Raw genomic sequence first — 16,300 nt, 5'->3', positions numbered from 1 at the left:
GAACTTTGCAACATCATTAGTTATGAACTTAACAAGTAAATTTAGAACCAATTAAAACTATATGGATATGAATGCATTTGACGTTATTATTATCGGTTTTGGCAAGGGAGGGAAGACCCTTGCGGCAGAGTTTGCAAAGCGTGGGCGAAAAGTTGCCATTGTTGAACGTTCGGATAAAATGTATGGAGGAACGTGTATTAATATTGGCTGTATTCCGACCAAGACATTGGTTCATCAGGCTAAAATTGCTTCCGGTATGAAAGATGCTACATTTGAAGAAAGGAGTGAGTTCTATCGCAACGCCATTTCTGTGAAAGAAGCTGTGACAAGTGCATTGAGAAATAAGAATTACCATAATCTGGCAGATAATCCCAATGTGACAGTCTATACAGGTGTGGGCTCTTTTGTCTCTTCCGATGTGGTTTCTGTCCGTACATCTACTGAAGAAATAATGCTGACATCGAAGCAAATTATTATCAATACGGGAGCAGAAACAGTTATTCCTCCCATTGAGGGAGTTGCGGGTAATCCGTTGGTTTATACAAGTACCTCAATCATGGAATTGACCGAGCTTCCCCGCCGACTGGTTATTATCGGTGGCGGTTACATCGGTTTGGAGTTTGCGTCTATGTATGCTTCGTTCGGTTCACAGGTGACCGTACTCGAAAGTTATCCTGAACTGATTGTGCGTGAAGACCGGGATATTGCTGCAAGTGTAAAAGAAACATTAGAGAAAAAAGGCATTGTTTTTCGAATGAATGCAAAGGTTCAATCTGTGAAACATATCGAAGATGGAGCAGTCGTTGTTTTTTCTGATTCACAAACTGGCGAGGTGGTGGAACTTGAAGCTGATGCTGTATTGCTGGCTACAGGGCGCCGACCGAACACGAAAGATCTGAATTTGGAAGTTGCCGGAGTGGAGACGGATGCACGCGGAGCGATCATTGTGGATGAATATCTGAAAACAACCCAACCGAATATACGTGCCGTTGGTGATGTGAAAGGTGGTTTGCAGTTCACTTATATTTCATTGGATGATTACCGGATTATCCGGGAGGATCTGTTTGGCGATAAAGAACGGACAACCAATGATCGCAATCCGGTTAGCTACTCTGTTTTTATTGATCCTCCATTAGCACGTATCGGATTGAATGAAGAAGAGGCTCGTAAACAGAATTTGGATATTATTATCAGGAAATTGCCCGTTATGGCGATACCAAGAGCGAAAACATTGGGAGAAACGGATGGCTTGTTGAAAGCTGTCATTGATAAGAATACGGGAAAAATATTGGGCTGTATGCTGTTTGCGCCTGATTCCAGCGAAGTAATCAATACAGTTGCTGTTGCAATGAAGACAGGTCAGGATTATACTTTCCTGCGTGACTTCATTTTTACTCATCCTAGTATGAGCGAGGCGTTAAATGATTTGTTTTCATAGTAGTAAGAATGAGTATAATCTTCCTCTATAAAGTTTAAAAAACATCAAAGTATCTGCCACCTGCAACAAAACGCTTGTAATGTATTAGTAAATAGGCAGTTGGAGCGTTGCAGATACCTGTTGCAGATACGTTGCAGATAAAGTATCTGCAACGTATAATATAACTAAAGAAAAGTCCTTGATTTCTTTATGCAAAGCTATGGGAAGTTCTAGTTATCCTTACGGGAGAGTTATAATAACTCTATATGGAAACTTCAGTTTCCTGCCTTAGATACTCTCGTTTCCCGCCTTGGGAACTGGCGTTTCTTGCCTTGGAAACTGTAGTTTCCCGCCTCGGAACTGTAGTTTCTAGTTCTTTGCTTTAAATTTGCGGCGCATCTTTAACGCATATCTTACTAATAGTATCAATACGGGTACTTCTACCAGTGGCCCGATTACCGCGGCGAAAGCCTCTCCCGAACTGATACCGAAAACGGCAATAGCCACAGCAATAGCCAATTCAAAATTATTTCCGGTAGCCGTAAATGATACGGAAGCGGCTTTTGGGTAATCCGTTCCCATTTTCCGGGTAATAAAAAAGGAAACAAAAAACATGATTCCAAAGTACAACACCAACGGGACTGCTATTATCATCACATCATACGGCAATTTTATGATATATTCTCCCTTGTAAGAGAACATTATCACGATTGTAAACAGCAAGGCCAACAATGTAACCGGGCTGATTTTAGGGATAAATTTCTGGTAATACCAATCCATGCCTTTATTCTTAACCAAGACTAAACGTGTCAGAAATCCAAGAACAAACGGTATTCCTAAATAAATGCCTACACTTTTCGCAATCTCGGACATCGTGATTTGTTGAACGGCGTCGGTTGTTTCCATTCCCACCCATTCAGGGAACACAGATAAGAAGAAATAAGCATATACAGAAAAGAAAAGGACCTGAAAGATGCTGTTAAAAGCGACCAGTCCGGCCGTATATTCGTTGCTTCCTCCTGCAAGTTCGCTCCAAACCAGTACCATGGCGATACATCGTGCAAGACCTATCATAATCAATCCGTACATATATTCGGGGTAATTATGCAGGAAGATGATTGAGAGAACGAACATCAGTATCGGCCCTACCAACCAATTCAACAGAAGTGATACGGTCAGGATTTTTTTATCTTTGAATACGTTGCCTAATTCTTCATATTTCACCTTTGCCAAAGGTGGATACATCATCAGGATAAGCCCTATTGCCAAGGGTATATTCGTCGTTCCGACTTCAAAATGACTCCAAAAATCTACGATGCCGGGATATAGGTAACCCAATCCTACACCGATAAACATTGCTAAGAAAATCCATACCGTCAAATAACGGTCTAAAAAAGCAAGTTGTTTCATAATCACTCTCTTTTTATTTTGCTCTCCATGCGATTAACGCGGTATTACTGTCTGATAATTTCTTTACTCTGTCGATCCATGGCAACTCACTTTGTGCTTTGGCCTTTAAAAATGGGTTTTGGGTATCAACCAGAGATAAACAGGAGTTTATCACCCACCATTTGTTCTTGATGCCTGCCCGTTGTAAATCTTGCAATAAACGTTCCGCCTCAAAAACAGGGGTTGTTTCCGGAAGTGTTACGATGACAACCTCCGTTTCTTTGGGATTGCGCAAACGTGGCAACAGGTTTGCCACTGCTCCCTTGATTTCTCCCTGCGTCCGTTCTACCTCCTTGTGATAACTTTGCGTTGCATCCAACAATAACAAAGTATGTCCGGTTGGTGCTGTGTCTATTACTACAATTTCCGTATCAGCCTTTTCCACTATATCGGCAAATGCCTTGAATACAGCTATTTCCTGTGTGCAAGGGGAACGCAGGTCTTCCTCAATATATTCCATATCTTCGGCCGTCATTTGGTTTTCCCTGGCTTTTGCCCTTACCTCGTTTTTATAAGCCTCCAGAACCTCCGCTTCGTCAATTTTACTAACGTCGATCCCTGCTTTTATTACAAGTTCATAATTCAAGTGATTGGCCGGGTCTGTTGTTGTCAAATGCACTTTTGCGCCAAGTGCTTTTAGCTTTAGGGCGATATTGGTTGCAACAGTCGTTTTTCCTACGCCCCCTTTTCCCATTGTAAAAATAACCCGTTTGCCGGAAGAAAAAAGGTCATTTACCAAATCATCCAGATTCTTTTCACCCTGCAAAGGCTTGTAATCACCTCCCGAAATAAGGTTATCGCTCGATAACATTTTCCGGATATTTTCTATAGTTGATAAATTGTAGGAACGTAATGGAACGCTATATGCCGGATAATCTTTCAACTCCTCCGGAATGTTCTGTAAAGCCGAAGTTTGTTTTTCGCTTAATAACTTGGAAACCTTGTCATTATCATCGGCTTGTTGTAACACCCCGTTTATGACAAGTACCTGGTTTTTTATGCCAAGCAAATTCAACTCGTGAGAAGAGCGTGCAGCCTCCTTTAATGGAGCAAGATCCGGCCGGGCAACTAGTATCAGGCTGGTTGCTTTTTCATCGGACAAGGTATTTACAGCCTGTTTATAAATACCTTTTTTTTCTTCCAGTCCCGACAGCTGGCCTAAACAGGATGCACCATGTGTACTTTCACTGATAAACGTACTCCAAGCGGACGGTAATTGTAACATTCTTAGGGTGTGTCCTGTTGGCGCTGTATCAAAAATGATATAATCGTATTCTTTTTCTTTGGTTTTATCGGTGATAAAATCCGAAAACTCATTGAACGCTGCAATCTCCACCGTGCAAGATCCGGATAGTTGTTCTTCCATATTCCGGATCACACTTTCCGGCAATTTCCCACGATAAGGAGAGATTACGCTTTCCCGGTATTCTGCGGCTGCTTTTTCCGGATCAAGATTTACGACCGTCAGGCCGGGCACTTCGGAGATATTCGTACCATGCCCGTTCAGTTCCTGCCCAAATACATCTTGCAAATTAGAGGCTGGATCTGTACTTATCAATAATATCTTTTTGCTAAGATCCGCAAGACCTACGGCCGTAGCGCAAGCGATAGAAGTTTTTCCTACACCGCCTTTACCTGTAAAAAACAAATACTTTGTTAACTGTATGTCTGATAAATTGAAATTCTTCATAATCTCATTGGTTGATAATTGGAATAATGTCTAACTGAATGCCTGTCCACTCGCTCAACTGCTTATTGGTCGGATAACCTTTTGTTACCACGATTTTCCCCTCTACTATGGTGATTGGCAAGCCTTCCGCACCTTCTTTCATCAAATAATCGTTAACCGTTTTATTGCTGACATAAAGCTGCGGCTCGTCCCGTAAATTATGACGCTCGACAACGATCCCCCGTCTTTTGAGGGTTTCCAGTACGGCTGCAATCCTCATAAGGTCAGGATTGATATTCGGGCCACACAATCCGGTAGGGCAACACATCGCCGGATCAAAAATCTCGATTCTTTTCATATTCTGTTTTTATTTAATTTATAAGTAATTGATATATGCGTAATAAATGCCGACTGCGATAAACAAAACAGCTACCACTCTGTTAAACCATTTCTGAAATACCTGTATGCGGTTGTAGAATTTGCCTATCCCGGCAACGCTATACGCCAAAATCCAAGCTACCAGAATAACGGGCAGGCCGGTGGCTACCGCATAGACAATAGGCAAAAGGTAGCCTCCCGGTTCTGCTGCCGACATCGGTATAAGCATCCCGAAGTAAAACAGTCCGCTGGTAGGGCAAAATGCCAGAGCGAAAAGCACTCCAAGCAAAAGGCTGCCTAAATTGCCTTTCAGTTTTTCCGCCTTTCCTGTTCCCGAAAATCCGAACTTAGGTAAATTCAAATGATCTCCGAAAAGCATGAATACCCCTACAAATATCAAGACCGGAGCGATTAGTATCTCACCATATTTACTTATACCTTTTTGCAAGGAAAACATGCTTGATCCCTCTTTCAATATAGAAATCAGGATGATCCCTAAAACCGTATAAGCCACAACACGCCCCAAGGTATAAAGCAATCCTCCTAAAAAAATCTTGTTCCGGTTGCCTATATCCTTACTGATAAAGCCTATCGCAGTTATATTGGTAGCTAAAGGGCAAGGACTTATGGCTGTAAGCAAACCGAGCAGGAAAGCGGTTATTACCGGGATATTGCTATTATCCAGAAGATTTTGAAGAAAATCCATATAATAGTTATTTTAGCAGTTCATTTATTTTGTTCTTTATACCTTCTTTGAATATATCCGGTGCCCCCTTTGCGTTGGCAAAAGAAAATTCAGTCATGTTATTAACAGTTTCTTTTCCTCCCTTCCAGCCGTTTATATACAAAGACGACCATGTCACCTCATATTTATCCGTAATCGCTTCATTTTGCGGATCTGAAATATCTATAACCTTATACACAACTGCCCCTTTATCGATTTGATTTCTGAAAGTGGCTTCCAACACTTCATTCGTCAGTTGCTCAATCGCACGGCAGGTAACACACCGTTGTTTTCCATGAAAGTAGATTACTTCTACACGATCTCCTTGTGCGGAAACCTCTTGTTTATTTTCTGTTTTTGGCTTCCCGCTACAAGAAAACAGGAGTAAGCTGATAGCAATCAAAAATAAATGTTTCATAGGTACAGTGTTTCTAAGTTATTGTTTCAATAGTTCTTTTACTTCGGCTAAGGATAATTTTCTTCCGGCGGAAACGATCTTTTCGTCAATCACTAATGCCGGCAAACTAAGGATATTATACTCCATAATCTTTAAAATATCTTCCTCTTTAACTAACGTAGCATCTAAATTTAGATCTCTTACAGCCTGTTCTACTGTTACGTACAGAGCTTTACAATTTGCGCAGCCTGTACCCAAAACTTTAATTTCCATATTTTCTATTTTATATATTAAACGTAATTCGCAAAACAACGAACAATAAGTCTAAAAAAGGGGCTGCTATTCACAGCAAGCACCTTTTTTAGAAGCGCAATCGCAAAAGAATTGGGCGAACAACTGTCTGGCTATTTCCCAGTTTTCACGGTTTATGCAATATTTCACTTTGGGCGTTTCTATTTCACCCTGTATCAGTCCAGCGTCTTTTAATTCTTTTAGATGCTGGGAAACGGTTGCTTTAGCGATTGGCAACTCATCGTGGATGTCCCCAAAATAACAGCTTTCTTGCCTTGCAAGAAAATTAAGTATTGCTATTCTGGTGGGATGCCCCAACGCTTTAGCAAAACGAGCAATCTGTTCCTGCTGTTCCATACATTAGTTTCTCTTTTATTTAATGTTCGCAAATATACGAACAATGCTATAAAAAGCAAATCCTATATTCGTGTTTTAACGAACATTCACTGCTTAAATGGTAGAAAGATGATGGTAGCTTGGTTATAAGTTTATCTATAATGCTTTTATTGTCACTACTAATATAGGTGTTATTATACTGTTTCCCATGCATTAATACCTGATTTTCGAACTATTAATATATGATTTTTAGGGAGTTAATACTTGATGCTATAGCTGTTAATACTTTTGGTAATAGTAGATAATGTACTGTATGTCAGAAGATAATGGTCCTGTCTTGGTGTGAGGCATGGTGAGAGTAAAAGTTACTCTCATCTTACTATCATACTTACTCTCATACCTGTAACTCCGATGAATAAAGGCTTTTCAAACGATTGATGAGAGTATGAGAGTAAAATTGCTTATTTATTTTTATTAGTGACGGATTTCAGTAATCAGAAATAAGAAACAGGATTATATTTTATCAAATTCATTTTAATACAGAACTTCCTATATTTATTTCCATATTTCTGCTACCTTTCAAAAAAAACATATATCTTTGTCATACGCTTTCAGCCCATCAGCGTGATGAAACAGGCAGGAAGCGGTTTTTATTTCCTATATGGAGTAAAAGCGTATTATCTCTCACTTTCAGAAATAGCTAATTCAAACAGAGGGAGATGATACGGTAGATACTCCACGTGAACGGATGTATATCAACATATTCGTAAAAGATGTGTTATATATAAACGATTGACGTGGGTGTCTGCTGTTATCATTGTTCTCTGGTCGGTTTAGCTAGCCTTGAAAGTGGATAATGGTACAGCAGCATCTGCGTCTTTCTTGTATTCGGCCGGTTATCAATTACCCCACAATTTAACCTAGCCAATCTCCATCCGGCGGACTGCAAAAAGAGTGGATGCTCGTTGTGCTAATATACATGAATAAAACATTATTCATCCCTTATTGTATCACACATAAAAGAACAAACGCTATGGCACAATGGATTAGTATAGAAGAAGCGGCTGCAAAGTACGGATTCGAGACAGAATATATTTGGGTCTTGATAGAGATAAGAGAAATTACCGTGGACTACCAAAGAGCTGACATCGACATCATCGACGATGAAAGTATTCAGGATTTTATCAACCGGAATAAAAAGGGGATTACATTGATGTATATCGAAAAGTTGGAACGATATTGCATGGATAAATCTCAAGTTTGTTCAATATACGCATCACTTTTAGGCAAACAAGATAAGGAAATCACCATATATAAAGGAGCTAAATTTTTGTATGATGCACTGCAGAGCAAATGGTTGAAGCAATGTGACCGGGTGCGGCATTTAGAAAAAGAACTTGCATTGGAGCAGACCACTTGCCGTACGTGTTGGCTGAAAAGGTTATGTATGATAATTAGGAAGTAAATTTGATTAACTATCATTTTTCCAATATTTATAGATGATAAATAGGATGAAAATTGAACTAATAAGAACTTCTTATTAGTCTGTGAGTGTTAGATGAAACTGATGCTCTATTGTAAGTTCAATCTTCAAAAGAGCAAATATAAAGGTATGGGCGTCGGATTAAGTGAACAACAGCGACTTTGAGCGAACAAAAAACCGATAAATTGTGTTTATTTATTCTAATTATATATCTTTGTCCCGAATTATAAACACGTAAATTTATGAAAAAGATTTTTGGTGCTTTAATGATTGCCGTATGTATCGGTATGGCGATGCCTGCCCAGGCGCAAATACACTTTGGTGTAAAAGGAGGTTTGAACTTGTCGAAGGCGAGTTTCTCTAATGTAGGCGATAACTTTAAGAAGGATAATTTTACCGGTTTCTTTATTGGTCCGATGGCCGAGTTTAATATTCCAATCGTAGGGTTGGGAGTAGATGCTGCCTTGCTTTTTGCTCAAAGAGGTATAAAGGTTTCTGAAGGAAACGAGGATTTGACTATCAAGCAAAACGGTATTGATATTCCTGTAAACCTGAAATATACAATCGGTTTGGGAAGTATGGCCGGTATTTATCTTGCTGCAGGTCCTGATTTTTATTTCGATTTTGAAAAGAAATCGGGAATTGATAAGAAGAAAGCGCAAGTAGGTATTAATGTGGGTGCCGGTTTGAAGTTGCTGAACCATCTGCAGGTAGGTGCTAACTACAATATCCCATTGGGCGACACTGCGGATATTGAAGGAACAGACGCTTCTTATAAGACTAAGACTTGGCAGGTATCTGTTGCCTATATTTTTTAAATAGTCTGTCATTTTACATCGTATATAAAAAAGAGTTTCCGGTGAACGGGAACTCTTTTTTTGTTCGGGGGCTGCCCTGTTGCAGTCTCGAAACTGTTTCTGCCCAATCCTGCCTTAAGAAGCGTTTTTCTTTTGAGTGTTCTCTCTTCCTTCTTTTTCATTCCCCATTTTTTTATTGTATTTTTGTACCTGCAATGAAAAAATATGTAGATGTCATATTACCGCTTCCGCTTCCGAAGAGTTTCACTTACTCTTTGCCGGACGAATGTGCGGAAGATGTGAAGATAGGCTGCCGTGTGGTAGTTCCTTTCGGGCGAAAGAAGTTTTATACGGCTATCGTCCTTAACGTTCATTATTGTGCTCCAACGGAGTACGAAGTGAAAGATATATCTGCATTGCTGGATGCTTCTCCCATTTTACTACCCGTTCAGTTCAAATTTTGGGAATGGATAGCCGATTACTATCTCTGTACACAGGGAGATGTGTATAAAGCGGCACTTCCTTCCGGTCTGAAGCTGGAGAGTGAAACGATTGTTGAATATAATCCCGATTTTGAGGCGGATGCGCCATTGCCGGAACGGGAACAACGCATTTTGGATTTACTTGCCGTAGATGCGCAGCAGTCCGTCACTAAACTGGAGAAAGATAGCGGCATAAAAAACATTCTTACTGCCATCAAGTCCCTGCTCGATAAAGAAGCTATTTTTGTAAAGGAAGAATTGAAACGTACTTATAAGCCTAAGACAGAGGCACGAGTGCGGCTTGCGGGTACGGCAGATGAAAAGCAACTCCATATTCTGTTTGATATTCTGTCTCGTGCTCCGAAGCAACTGGCGTTGCTCATGAAGTATGTAGAGTATTCAGGTATTTTAGGAACCGGAACTCCGAAAGAAGTCTCCAAGAAAGAATTGTTGCAACGGGCTAATGTGGCCCCTTCGGTACTGAACGGACTGGTGGATAAGAAGATTTTCGAAATCTACTATCACGAAATCGGACGGTTGAATAAACAGGAGAAAGAAGTGGTCGAGCTGAACGCCTTGAATGAGTTTCAGCAACGGGCACATGATGAAATCGTTCAGTCTTTTCAGGAGAAAAACGTTTGTCTGCTTCATGGAGTAACGTCCAGTGGGAAGACGGAAGTATATATTCATCTGATCGAAGAAACGATTCGTCAGGGAAAACAAGTCTTATATTTGTTGCCGGAGATTGCCTTGACTACTCAAATTACAGAGCGTCTGCAACGTGTCTTCGGTGCTCGCCTGGGGATCTACCATTCTAAATTCCCCGATGCCGAACGGGTTGAAATCTGGCGGAAACAACTGGGAGAGAATGGGTACGATATTATCCTGGGTGTTCGCTCTTCCGTGTTTCTTCCTTTCCGAAATCTGGGATTGGTGATTGTGGACGAAGAGCACGAAAATACGTATAAGCAACAAGATCCTGCTCCCCGCTATCATGCCCGTAGCGCAGCGATTGTACTGGCTGCCATGTACGGAGCTAAAACTTTGTTGGGAACGGCTACCCCCTCTATCGAGTCGTGGCAGAATGCAGGGGAGGGGAAATATGGTTTTGTACAACTGAAAGAACGATATAAAGAAATTCAATTGCCGGAGATTATTCCGGTGGATATAAAGGAATTGCATCGCAAAAAGAGGATGGTGGGACAATTCTCACCGCTCTTGATACAATACATGAAAGAGGCTTTGGAACAGGAAGAGCAAGTGATTCTCTTTCAGAACCGTCGTGGGTTTGCTCCGATGGTGGAGTGTCGTACCTGCGGTTGGGTGCCCAAGTGTAAGAATTGCGACGTGAGCCTTACCTATCATAAAGGAATCAATCAGCTAACCTGTCATTATTGCGGTTATACCTACCAACTGCCGAAATCCTGTCCTGCCTGCGAAGGTACGGAACTGGTGAACCGTGGCTTTGGTACGGAAAAGATTGAAGATGACATTAAAATTCTTTTTCCCGAAGCGGCAGTGGCACGAATGGACTTGGATACCACACGCACCCGCTCTGCTTATGAAAAGATTATTGCGGATTTCGAACAGGGAAAGACGGATATATTGATTGGTACGCAGATGGTTTCGAAAGGATTGGATTTCGATCATGTCAGTATTGTAGGTATACTGAATGCCGATACGATGCTGAATTATCCGGATTTCCGTTCCTATGAACGGGCTTTCCAGTTGATGGCGCAAGTAGCGGGACGTGCCGGACGTAAGAACAAGCGGGGTAGGGTGGTGCTGCAAACCAAGAGCATCGAGCATCCTATCATTCATCAGGTCATTGCCAATGATTATGAAGACATGGTAGGCGGACAGTTGGCGGAACGGCAGATGTTCCATTATCCTCCTTATTACCGGTTGGTATATGTTTATCTGAAAAATCATAATGAAGCATTGCTGGATCAGATGGCGGTAGTGATGGCGGATAAGCTGCGGGCGGTATTTGGCAATCGGGTGTTGGGGCCGGATAAACCTCCTGTTGCCCGTATCCAAACGTTGTTTATCAAAAAGATTGTCGTCAAGATTGAGCAGAACGCTCCGATGGGACGTGCCCGGGAGTTGCTGTTGCGCATCCAACGGGAGATGTTGGAAGATGAACGCTATAAATCTTTGATTGTCTATTATGATGTAGACCCCATGTGATTGAATATTTTTCCCCCTAATAAAAACCTTTAATCATTTAATTAACTAACCATGAAACGACTTACTATTTTTTCCCTGACTTGTCTCTTTAGCGTAGGCGCAGTTTTTGCCCAGCAAGGAGTCACTCAATGTGGTGTTCCGACAGGACAACCGAAGTTCCCTTTACTGACTTATCAGGAATTGCCCGACCCTGCTACGCCGTCTGATAAAGAATGGGCGGCAGTGACAACAACACAAGTGTCTTGGGGTACAACAGACGTCCGGTACGCAAAACACGGGCTTCCCCGGTTGAAGAACCAGCAAACGATTGCTTTGAAAGGCTGGCGTGGTGAACGTGTGAACGCGCAAGCGGTTGTATGGACAGGTGTAGAACTGAAAGACCTGAATTTCAGCTTTGGTGATTTCAAAGACAAGAAAGGAAACGTTCTTCCCCAAGATGCATTCACCGGCGGTTTTGTTCGTTATGTGATGACGGACGAATTGAACAAAGACGGTCGAGGTGCCTGCGGACATCGGAAAGCGGTGGATTATGATTCATTATTGGTGGCCGACCCGATTGATACGAGTCTGAAAGCGATGGCTTTGCCTGCCCGTACTGTTCAGCCTGTCTGGGTGCAGTGTTGGATTCCTCAATCGGCTGTTCCCGGAACGTATAAAGGAGAGTTGCTAATCAACGACGGCTCTCGTCTGTTGCAACGCCTGAATCTGGAAATTACGGTTTCTTCCCGCGAACTTCCGGCGCCTTCGGAGTGGGCTTACCACTTGGATTTGTGGCAAAGTCCCTATGCAGTGGCACGTTACTATCAGGTTCCTCTATGGAGCCAGGAGCATTTAGACGCCATGCGTCCTTTGATGAAAATGCTGACAGACGCCGGACAAAAGATTATCACGGCTACTTTGATGCACAAACCCTGGAACGGTCAGACGGAAGATTATTTTGATACAATGGTTACCTGGATGAAACGGGCGGACGGCACATGGTCTTTCGACTATACCATTTTCGACCGTTGGGTAGAATTTATGATGAGTGTGGGCATTGACAAACAGATCAACTGTTATTCAATGGTTCCCTGGGAGTTGTCATTCCAGTATTACGACCAGGCAACCAATTCGCTGAAATTTGTGAAAACAGCACCGGGCGAGGAGGCTTACGAAGAAATGTGGGTAGCAATGCTTTCGTCTTTCTCCAAGCACCTGAAAGAAAAAGGATGGTTCGATATCTGCGCTATAGCAATGGATGAACGTCCGATGGAAGTGATGCAGAAGACCTTGAAGGTGATTCGTAAGGCCGATCCGGATTTCAAAGTTTCGTTGGCAGGAAATTACCATGCGGAGATTGAGCCCGATTTGTATGATTACTGCATTGTAATCGGACAGAACTTCCCCGAAGAAGTACGCCTCCGCCGTGTGGCAGAAAACAAGCGTACCAACTATTACACCTGCTGTACGGAAGCTCACCCCAATACATTTACTTTCTCCGATCCTGCAGAAGCTGTCTGGATAAGTTATTATTCTTCTAAGAAACACCTGGACGGTTATTTGCGTTGGGCATACAACAGCTGGCCATTGGAACCGCTGCTCGATTCCCGTTTCCGCAGTTGGGCAGGTGGAGATACGTATCTTGTATATCCGGGAGCGCGTAGCTGTATCCGTTTCGAACGCTTGATTGAAGGAATTCAGGCGCACGAGAAGATAAATATCCTCCGTCAGGAATTTGAGAAAAAGGGAAATAAAGCCGGATTAAAGAAAATAGAGAAAATGCTTGCTCCGTTCAACTTGGGTAGTATGCCGGAAACCCCGGCAGCAGTAACCGTGAACCGGGCAAATCAAATATTGAACTCATTGTAAATGATTGTTCGTTAAATGGGAATTTAGGGGCGTAGCGCCCCAACAAGGTTTCCATTCGGCATGTTATCGTTTTAGACATACCCTAAAGGGCGGAACTGTATACAAATATGCCCTTTCAGGGCGCAAATTCAGATTGTCGTTTTTACGTAGGGCGTTGCCCTACGCTATATAATTAAGCCCTTTCAGGGCACTCCGCAAAATTATCATTTGACTTATTCTTGAATCTGTTAAAAGTGAAATTATGAAAAAGATATTGTTTGTCTGTCTTGGAAATATCTGCCGTAGCTCTACGGCTGAAGGCGTGATGCTTCATTTGATAAAAGAAGCGGGATTGGAAAAAGAATTTGTGATAGATTCCGCCGGAATCTTGTCTTATCATCAGGGCGAACTGCCGGACAGCCGGATGCGTGCTCACGCGGCTCGTCGCGGTTACCAATTGGTGCATCGTTCGCGCCCCGTCCGTACAGAAGATTTCTATCATTTTGATTTGATAATCGGTATGGACGACCGGAACATAGACGACCTGAAAGACAAAGCACCTTCTCCCGAAGAATGGAAGAAGATTCATCGCATGACGGAGTACTGCACCCGTATTCCTGCAGATCATGTCCCCGACCCCTATTATGGAGGGGCCGAAGGATTTGAATATGTACTCGATGTGTTGGAAGACGCTTGTGCCGGCCTGCTTACTTCTTTAACTCCGGATAGCTGATCCGGGTATGATAAGCAATCTTTAGTTTTTCCTTGAATACAGCTTTCACAGTTGCTATATCCTTGAAAGTGATAGGACATTCCTTGAAATAACCTTCAGTAACCTGTGAGTCGATAATCTTGTCGACCAGGTTGCTGATTGTTTCTTCCGTATATTCCGGAAGACTGCGCGAGGCAGCTTCCACAGCATCCGCCATCATCAGGATAGCCTGCTCTTTGGTAAACGGATTCGGTCCGGGGTAAGTGAACAATTCTTCATTCGGCTCTTCGTCCGGATGCTCGTTCTTCCAGGAAATATAGAAATATTTTGTTTTTCCCCGTCCGTGATGAGTGCTGATAAAATCTTTGACCGCTTTAGGCAGATTGTGTTTATCCGCCAGTTTCAATCCATCCGTCACATGGCTGATAACGACCTGTGCACTTTGTTCGTAATTCAAATTCTTATGCGGATTAACCCCTCCCGACTGATTCTCCGTAAAGAAAGCCGGATTTTCCATCTTCCCGATATCGTGATACAAAGCCCCCGTACGTACTAACTGGCTTTTTGCTCCAATGCGGATAGCGGCTTCCGCTGCCAGATTAGCCACCTGCATGGAATGTTGGAAGGTTCCGGGAACCGTTTCAGACATCTGCCGCAAAAGATCGTTATTGATATTCGAAAGTTCCACCAAAGTAACATTGGAAGTAAATCCGAAAGTCTTTTCCAATAAGAATAATAAAGGATAAGTGAATAATAACAGGATTCCGTTAATGATAAAGTAAGTGTACATACGTATATTCAACTTCGAAAAGTCGGTGGAAAGACCATTCTCCGTCATCAGTTCGAAAGCAAAATAAATGGCTGCATAAGTCAGTATCACTAATAAGGCCGTTCGGAAAAGCTGGGATCTCTGCGATAGTTCCCTTAGGCTGAATATCGCCACTAATCCCGCTGCCAACTGCGTCAGAATAAACTCATGAGGGAAGCGCAAGGAGATGGAGCATATCAATATAGTGATGACATGCGTCAGAAAAGCGGTTCTCGAATCAAGAAAGACACGGATGATAATCGGCAGCATCGCGTAGGGGATGATGTACACATTAAATATATTATGTGTCACCATGAAAGCCGTTATGACGCTGTAGAACACAATCAGGGTGAATAGTAACGACAGACTGCCTTTCCGTTGATAATAGTCTTTCCGGAATAAATCGAGATAAAGCATGAAACAAAGCATCAGCATACCTACAAACAGAACCTGACCTCCGAGAATCAAACGGTTTTGTCCCATAGACTCGTTGCGTTTGATGGATTCTTTGCGCAATGATTCGAGGATATTATAGGTATGCGGACTAACGATCTCTCCACGGTCGATAATCTTCTGCCCGCTGACTACCAATCCGTTTGCCCAGGAATAATTATTTAATATCTCCTCTTTGGCGGCCTGGGTGCGCTCCTCGTCAAAAGTGAGGTTGGGAGTAATGTATTCGTTCAGCGCGCATTGCCTTAATACTTCCCGGTTGAAATGGGTCGAGTCTGCTGTTAGCAGGTGTTCATACGCTTTCTTTACCGTGTAAATGTTTTCGGTAGCCTGCGGGTTGGCAAGTTTATCGTCAATCACCATGACGGATGAAGTGCTGTCTTTTTGAAGCTGCTGTATATTCTCTGTCGATACGATACCTGCCTGATAGATTTCTTTTAAGGTACGCTCGATATACCGTAAATAATCAATGGAAGGAAGAATACCTTTCAGATTGGTATGATAATTCTCTTTCAACTTGGCGATTGCGTCTTTCTCGATGTTTTTATCCAGTTGGTAATAAGGTTGGAAGAAAGCCATCAGACTGTCCTGCTCTCTTTTTACTACCGCATCCTCTTTATAAATAGGAAAGTCGAAAGTAGCGATCAGCTGCCCATATTTCCAGGGCTTATTGATGTCAAACTGGTAATTGAATTTTCCGTCACGTGGCAGGAAATAGACAATCAACGTCACAGTGCTCACAAATAGCAGTGATTTATATAGTAAATCTCTCCATGAAAAACTTTTTTTCTTCTTCAAATGTTCCATATCCACTGAAATTTTTGCGAAAAGTACAAAAAAAAACAATAGTGTGGAAAAAAAGGTTTAATTTTGCCACGATTTACCTA

Annotated in this window: 15 protein-coding genes; 6 read left to right on the top strand and 9 right to left on the bottom strand. The window is 42.2% G+C overall.

What is annotated here, in order from left to right; translation table 11 throughout:
• Positions 1-67 precede the first annotated feature (67 nt).
• A complete protein-coding gene (locus KFO40_RS06285) occupies positions 68-1,438 on the top strand; it encodes an FAD-dependent oxidoreductase (protein WP_118219146.1) in 1,371 nt (456 codons plus the stop codon).
• Between the two features lie 348 nt (positions 1,439-1,786).
• Here the strand turns inward: KFO40_RS06285 and arsB are convergent, their stop codons facing one another.
• From arsB to KFO40_RS06250, 7 genes are all read right to left on the bottom strand, one after another.
• Positions 1,787-2,827 carry an ACR3 family arsenite efflux transporter gene (gene arsB, locus KFO40_RS06280; RefSeq protein ID WP_117809659.1) on the bottom strand — a complete coding sequence of 347 codons (1,041 nt, stop codon included), beginning with the start codon at positions 2,825-2,827 and terminating at the stop codon, positions 1,787-1,789.
• A gap of 13 nt (positions 2,828-2,840) precedes the next feature.
• A complete protein-coding gene (arsA, locus tag KFO40_RS06275; protein ID WP_120069828.1) occupies positions 2,841-4,556 on the bottom strand; it encodes an arsenical pump-driving ATPase in 1,716 nt (571 codons plus the stop codon).
• A gap of 4 nt (positions 4,557-4,560) precedes the next feature.
• On the bottom strand, positions 4,561-4,893 hold the full coding sequence (gene arsD / locus KFO40_RS06270; RefSeq protein ID WP_211146194.1) for an arsenite efflux transporter metallochaperone ArsD: 333 nt from the start codon (positions 4,891-4,893) through the stop codon (positions 4,561-4,563).
• An 18-nt stretch (positions 4,894-4,911) separates the two neighbouring features.
• Entirely contained in the window at positions 4,912-5,619 is a 708-nt protein-coding gene (locus tag KFO40_RS06265; RefSeq protein WP_118407970.1) for an aromatic aminobenezylarsenical efflux permease ArsG family transporter, read from the bottom strand.
• 7 nt (positions 5,620-5,626) lie between these two features.
• On the bottom strand, positions 5,627-6,055 hold the full coding sequence (locus KFO40_RS06260; protein ID WP_117809661.1) for a nitrophenyl compound nitroreductase subunit ArsF family protein: 429 nt from the start codon (positions 6,053-6,055) through the stop codon (positions 5,627-5,629).
• Positions 6,056-6,073: 18 nt separating this feature from the next.
• Complete coding sequence (locus tag KFO40_RS06255) at positions 6,074-6,307, bottom strand: thioredoxin family protein (RefSeq protein ID WP_008023059.1); 234 nt, start codon at positions 6,305-6,307, stop codon at positions 6,074-6,076.
• Between the two features lie 66 nt (positions 6,308-6,373).
• Positions 6,374-6,682: an ArsR/SmtB family transcription factor gene (locus KFO40_RS06250; RefSeq protein WP_008023058.1), complete on the bottom strand. Its 309-nt coding sequence runs from the start codon at positions 6,680-6,682 to the stop codon at positions 6,374-6,376.
• Between the two features lie 1,012 nt (positions 6,683-7,694).
• Here KFO40_RS06250 and KFO40_RS06245 point away from each other — a divergent pair.
• Both KFO40_RS06245 and KFO40_RS06240 read left to right on the top strand, forming a co-directional pair.
• Complete coding sequence (locus tag KFO40_RS06245) at positions 7,695-8,126, top strand: hypothetical protein (protein ID WP_087318394.1); 432 nt, start codon at positions 7,695-7,697, stop codon at positions 8,124-8,126.
• A gap of 260 nt (positions 8,127-8,386) precedes the next feature.
• Positions 8,387-8,962, top strand: a complete 576-nt coding sequence (locus KFO40_RS06240; protein WP_004313444.1) for a porin family protein — start codon at positions 8,387-8,389, stop codon at positions 8,960-8,962.
• Positions 8,963-8,970: 8 nt separating this feature from the next.
• Here KFO40_RS06240 and KFO40_RS06235 read toward each other — a convergent pair whose 3' ends face one another.
• On the bottom strand, positions 8,971-9,123 hold the full coding sequence (locus tag KFO40_RS06235; protein WP_153882643.1) for a hypothetical protein: 153 nt from the start codon (positions 9,121-9,123) through the stop codon (positions 8,971-8,973).
• Positions 9,124-9,156: 33 nt separating this feature from the next.
• On the opposite strand from KFO40_RS06235, the gene priA reads away from it, so the two are divergent.
• The 3 genes from priA (at position 9,157) to KFO40_RS06220 (ending at position 14,173) form a co-directional block, all read left to right on the top strand.
• On the top strand, positions 9,157-11,613 hold the full coding sequence (priA, locus tag KFO40_RS06230; RefSeq protein ID WP_049701240.1) for a primosomal protein N': 2,457 nt from the start codon (positions 9,157-9,159) through the stop codon (positions 11,611-11,613).
• Positions 11,614-11,664: 51 nt separating this feature from the next.
• Complete coding sequence (locus KFO40_RS06225; RefSeq protein ID WP_211146193.1) at positions 11,665-13,461, top strand: DUF4091 domain-containing protein; 1,797 nt, start codon at positions 11,665-11,667, stop codon at positions 13,459-13,461.
• Between the two features lie 241 nt (positions 13,462-13,702).
• A complete protein-coding gene (locus KFO40_RS06220) occupies positions 13,703-14,173 on the top strand; it encodes a low molecular weight protein-tyrosine-phosphatase (RefSeq protein WP_049701238.1) in 471 nt (156 codons plus the stop codon).
• Here the strand turns inward: KFO40_RS06220 and KFO40_RS06215 are convergent.
• Positions 14,148-16,220: an HD family phosphohydrolase gene (locus tag KFO40_RS06215; RefSeq protein ID WP_008023053.1), complete on the bottom strand. Its 2,073-nt coding sequence runs from the start codon at positions 16,218-16,220 to the stop codon at positions 14,148-14,150. The two genes, KFO40_RS06220 and KFO40_RS06215, sit on opposite strands and share 26 nt — an antisense overlap.
• Between the last annotated feature and the right edge of the window lie 80 nt (positions 16,221-16,300).

The sequence above is a fragment of the Bacteroides sp. 1001302B_160321_D4 genome (assembly GCF_015667765.1).
Taxonomy (GTDB): Bacteria; Bacteroidota; Bacteroidia; order Bacteroidales; family Bacteroidaceae; genus Bacteroides; species Bacteroides xylanisolvens.
The sequence above is the reverse complement of the archived record's forward strand: the minus strand, read 5'-3'. Positions and strand labels throughout refer to the sequence as shown.

What these genes read in the sequence shown, in the direction of transcription:
- KFO40_RS06285 (WP_118219146.1), top strand. Translation starts at nt 68, where the DNA reads ATGAATGCATTTGACGTTATTATTATCGGTTTTGGCAAGGGAGGGAAG.
- arsD (WP_211146194.1), bottom strand. Translation starts at nt 4,893, where the DNA reads ATGAAAAGAATCGAGATTTTTGATCCGGCGATGTGTTGCCCTACCGGA.
- arsA (WP_120069828.1), bottom strand. Translation starts at nt 4,556, where the DNA reads ATGAAGAATTTCAATTTATCAGACATACAGTTAACAAAGTATTTGTTT.
- KFO40_RS06215 (WP_008023053.1), bottom strand. Translation starts at nt 16,220, where the DNA reads ATGGAACATTTGAAGAAGAAAAAAAGTTTTTCATGGAGAGATTTACTA.
- KFO40_RS06260 (WP_117809661.1), bottom strand. Translation starts at nt 6,055, where the DNA reads ATGAAACATTTATTTTTGATTGCTATCAGCTTACTCCTGTTTTCTTGT.
- priA (WP_049701240.1), top strand. Translation starts at nt 9,157, where the DNA reads ATGAAAAAATATGTAGATGTCATATTACCGCTTCCGCTTCCGAAGAGT.
- KFO40_RS06220 (WP_049701238.1), top strand. Translation starts at nt 13,703, where the DNA reads ATGAAAAAGATATTGTTTGTCTGTCTTGGAAATATCTGCCGTAGCTCT.
- KFO40_RS06235 (WP_153882643.1), bottom strand. Translation starts at nt 9,123, where the DNA reads ATGAAAAAGAAGGAAGAGAGAACACTCAAAAGAAAAACGCTTCTTAAG.
- KFO40_RS06225 (WP_211146193.1), top strand. Translation starts at nt 11,665, where the DNA reads ATGAAACGACTTACTATTTTTTCCCTGACTTGTCTCTTTAGCGTAGGC.
- arsB (WP_117809659.1), bottom strand. Translation starts at nt 2,827, where the DNA reads ATGAAACAACTTGCTTTTTTAGACCGTTATTTGACGGTATGGATTTTC.
- KFO40_RS06255 (WP_008023059.1), bottom strand. Translation starts at nt 6,307, where the DNA reads ATGGAAATTAAAGTTTTGGGTACAGGCTGCGCAAATTGTAAAGCTCTG.
- KFO40_RS06250 (WP_008023058.1), bottom strand. Translation starts at nt 6,682, where the DNA reads ATGGAACAGCAGGAACAGATTGCTCGTTTTGCTAAAGCGTTGGGGCAT.
- KFO40_RS06265 (WP_118407970.1), bottom strand. Translation starts at nt 5,619, where the DNA reads ATGGATTTTCTTCAAAATCTTCTGGATAATAGCAATATCCCGGTAATA.
- KFO40_RS06245 (WP_087318394.1), top strand. Translation starts at nt 7,695, where the DNA reads ATGGCACAATGGATTAGTATAGAAGAAGCGGCTGCAAAGTACGGATTC.
- KFO40_RS06240 (WP_004313444.1), top strand. Translation starts at nt 8,387, where the DNA reads ATGAAAAAGATTTTTGGTGCTTTAATGATTGCCGTATGTATCGGTATG.